The organism is Mycobacterium sp. (assembly GCF_032162605.1).
In the GTDB taxonomy this organism is placed as follows: Bacteria; Actinomycetota; Actinomycetes; order Mycobacteriales; family Mycobacteriaceae; genus Mycobacterium.
Genome location: NZ_JAVROT010000251.1, coordinates 1 through 3743, shown reverse-complemented (window position 1 = coordinate 3743; position 3743 = coordinate 1). Strand labels below are relative to the sequence as shown.

2 protein-coding genes and 2 pseudogenes are annotated in these 3743 nt (G+C 64.4%); 2 read left to right on the top strand and 2 right to left on the bottom strand.

What is annotated here, in order from left to right; translation table 11 throughout:
• Nucleotides 1-44: 44 nt before the first annotated feature.
• Nucleotides 45-341: pseudogene (locus QOI01_RS15115) on the bottom strand (helix-turn-helix domain-containing protein); the annotation flags it as partial.
• 508 nt (nt 342-849) lie between these two features.
• Here QOI01_RS15115 and QOI01_RS15110 point away from each other — a divergent pair.
• Nucleotides 850-2243 (top strand): annotated as a pseudogene (locus tag QOI01_RS15110) (IS1380 family transposase).
• A gap of 300 nt (nt 2244-2543) precedes the next feature.
• Here the strand turns inward: QOI01_RS15110 and QOI01_RS15105 are convergent.
• Nucleotides 2544-3224 (bottom strand): NADPH-dependent F420 reductase, encoded by a 681-nt coding sequence (locus QOI01_RS15105; RefSeq protein WP_526382236.1) that lies wholly within the window; start codon nt 3222-3224, stop codon nt 2544-2546.
• Nucleotides 3225-3408: 184 nt separating this feature from the next.
• Between QOI01_RS15105 and QOI01_RS15100 the strand changes: the two genes are divergently transcribed.
• Nucleotides 3409-3743: SDR family oxidoreductase (locus tag QOI01_RS15100; RefSeq protein ID WP_526382234.1), on the top strand; the 335-nt coding region annotated here is incomplete at its 3' end.

The following is a 3743-nucleotide window of genomic DNA, read 5'->3' as shown; positions in this document are numbered from 1 at the left end:
TCCTCCTTGTAGCACCATCGCCGTCCGTGTTTGGCTTAACAGCGAGTGATCGCCGCGTCGGTGACGACGGCATCACGCACCGCGCTGGGCTCAAGAGTTCCGGCCTGCACGTCGAGCACCTCCGCGGATACCCGTAGTGCCTTGGCGATTTGGCTGAGCACGTCGGCAGAGGGTTTGCGCAACCCGCGCTCGACCTGACGGCGAGACGGATTGCTGACACCGGCCTTTTCGGCCAACTGCCGCACCCAGACTTGTGCCGCCTCACGCTGCGCCCTGATGAAGCCGCCGATGTCGTGCGAAGCAGTGGCCACCGCAGCGGCAAGATCAAAGTCCTGCGGCATGATTCACCACCTTGAAGCGACGGTATCGGTCCTGGCAACTGGAGTCTACGGACTGGTGCTAACTTTTGCGAGCACTCTGCTAGCACGCTGGTAGCACGCTGCCGAACCAGATCATGCTGCAGCATCTACCGCACCACTGACCAGCGGGTTCGTAGTTGTCTCACGCAGTCTGGCCGTTTCAAACCGCAACGGCCACAAGGGAAGTAACTGTGAGACACGGCACACGGGCGTCAGGGGGCTCCACCATCTCAGGCAGATCCAAGAGATGGCTAGGGCCCGTTGGCGGGTTGGACGGTCAAAGCTGGCCATAGCGTGCGCAGGACTCGCTTAGCCCACCCGGCACCGCCGGTAGCGTAGGTCGGCCCTAGCTTCGGGCACAGCGCCTTAGCTTGGATACACCGATGTCGTTGAGGGGTGAGGTGGGTCGTAACGCCGAAATGCCCTGTTGTAGTAGAAGAATGGGATTTCTCAACGATCACATTCGGCCACGACGAAGGGCATTTCGTAGATGCAACTCTCTCATACTCGACGCGTCGCGTCGGCAATCTTCGACGACCCGAATCTGGTGTCCTGCGCCGGGCTGGTCCCGATGATCGCCTTGGCCCAGCAGTGTGACCTGCCGGCGTTGGCCGACGTGCACCTCAGCGTGCCCACCGACAAGGGCGCCAACGCCGGGGCGAAGGTGACCTCGCTGGTCGCGGGCATGGTCGCCGGGGCCGACAGCATCGAGGACATGGCGTTGCTGCGACACGGGGCGATGGGCACCCTGTTCGACCGGCCCTACGCCCCGTCGACGTTGGGTTCGTTCCTGCGTGAGTTCACCTTTGGTCACGTCCGCCAACTCGACGCCGTCGCCACCCGGCTGGTGACCGGACTGCACGACCGCACCTCGCTGCTCGCCGGGATCGACGGCCCGGTACTCGTCGACATCGACGACACCATCATCGAGTGCACGGACACGCCAAGGAGGGGTCTGGTTACGGATACTCCGGGGTCCGAGGATTGAATGCGCTGATCACCACCGTCACCACGGGGCGGGCTGCACCGGTGATCGCTGGGCAGCGGCTGCGCAAAGGCGCGTGCGGGTCCGCACGCGGAGCTGCCCGGATGGTGGCCGACACCGTGGCCGCCGTGCGCCGACTGCGGTCCACCGAATCGGCGGGACTGGTGTTGCTGCGAGGGGACTCCGCGTTTTACGGACACCTCACCGTGTCCGCGGCGCTGCGCGGCGGGGCCCAGGTGTCGATCACCGTGCGCCTGGACCCGAAGGTCACCGCCGCCATCGCCGCCATCGGTGACGATGACTGGACGCCCATCGAATACACCGACGCCGTCTACGACGAGACCACCGGCAGATGGATCTCCCGAGCCGAGGTCGCCGAGATCGCGTTCACCGCATTCAGCTCCAAGAAGGCCAACCAGCAGGTTCGGGGCCGGTTGGTGGTGCGCCGCATCCCCGACCTCAACCACCGCGGCGATGACGGGCAGGCCACCCTGTTCGACACCTGGCGTTTCCACGCGTTCTTCACCACCAGCGACCTGGACACCGTCACCGCCGACAAGACCCACCGCGGGCACGCGATCATCGAACAGGTCCACGCCGACCTCAAGGACTCCGCCCTGGCGCATCTGCCCTCGGGACGATTCACCGCCAACGCCGCCTGGTTGGTGCTGGCGGTGATGGCGTTCAACCTCACCCGCGCCGCGGCCACCATCACCGGCCCCGCGCTGGCCAAAGCCAGAACCGCGACCGTCCGCCGCACCCTGGTCACGGTCCCGGCACGCATCGCGTCCTCGGCCCGCCGCCTGACCCTGCACCTACCGCGGAACTGGCCATGGGAAACGGCGTGGAACACCCTGTTCGACAGGCTGTTTGGCCGATATCACCCGTCCATCGCCTAACCCGGGCAACCCACCGGCCCCTCGATACGAAAGGCCAAGCAGACCAACCCGACACCGAAGTCGGGCCATCGCCCACGCCCACACCGCGCCACACCCCGGTTCAAGGCCTACAACAGAAATCGCCCTCGCACCGGCAGCCGATCGGTGAATCGAGGCTTAGCGCCTATTTTGCTTGGAACCCCGGTGCGATTGCTCTTTTCGCCAGCTCACTCGGAATCGCTGGTGCGAATGTCCTTACCACGCGATTGCTTATGGTTTTCTTCGAGCACTCCCGGCACGGATGCGATGCGCTCGCCGGGTTCAGCGGGCGATGCTGAAGTTGAAGATCGGCGTGCCCAGGCTGGTCATCACGAGCAGCCGGATCTTGACCATCATCTCCGTCGCACGAGCGGTCTGGATCCCGCCGAGGTCGATGACGTCGGCCCACCCGAACGCTGCCAACAGCTCACTGATGACTCGCTTGGCCTCGGAATCGTCACCTGAGAGGAACACGCTGTGGTTGCCGTCGGCAACGGACTTCGGTGTGGTCATGACATCGCCGATCATGGTGTTGAGCGCTTTGACGACGCGAGCGTCGGGAAATGCTCGCTGGATCTGCTCGCCGAGCGAGTCGTCGTCTTTGACGAAAAGGTTCGGCGGGAAACCTTGGGAGAATTCCAGTGGATTGGAGACGTCGAGCAGTACCCTCCCCCCAAGATTGGCCGCGCCTGCCGCAGTGAGCGCCGCGATCGAACCGTTGCCGGCGGTGGCGTTGACGAACAGGTCGGCACCGGCGGCAGCGTCGGCGAACCTCGCCAGACCGATGTGGGGAAAGTCTTGCGCCCACACGGCGTATCCGGCGTTGCCCATCCGGTCCGGTTCATTCTTCTGCCGCGTCGCGGTCACGTCTCGGGTGCCGATGGTGACGTCATGACCCAGATCGGCCAGCCCCGCAGCAAGGGTGCGGCCCGCGAATCCACTGCCCAACACGGCGATCTTCATAGTGCTCCTTTTCGTGGAAGTGATCGATATGTAGACCGCATTGCGGCAGTAAAGGGATCGGTCCGCCAACTGCGGCGAACCCGGACGCCGCGGAGCGATTCCTTTGCGGTCAGCGACGGTCTACTCATACGGAAGTGCCGCAACGTAACCGCGGCAGCAGCTCGACCTTGAGGACAACCACGACATGATTCTTGTGACGGGTGCGACTGGCTTGAGCGGGTCCGCGGTGATCCGTGTGTGCGCAGAACGCGGGTTACCGGTGCGCGCACTAGTCAGAGATCCAGCCAAAGTGGCAGCACTTGGCATCCCCGCGACGGTCGAGCTCGCCGAAGGCGACATGTTCAAGCCGGAGACCATTGAAGGCGCTCTCGACGGTGTGGACCGCGTCTTGCTGATCTCCTCTCCCGACCCGCATCTGGTCGAGACACAGTGCACGTTCATCGATGCCGCCAAGCGAGCCGGTGTCCGTCACATCGTCAAGCTGTCCGGTATGGGCTGCTGGAGCCACTCGACTTTCCG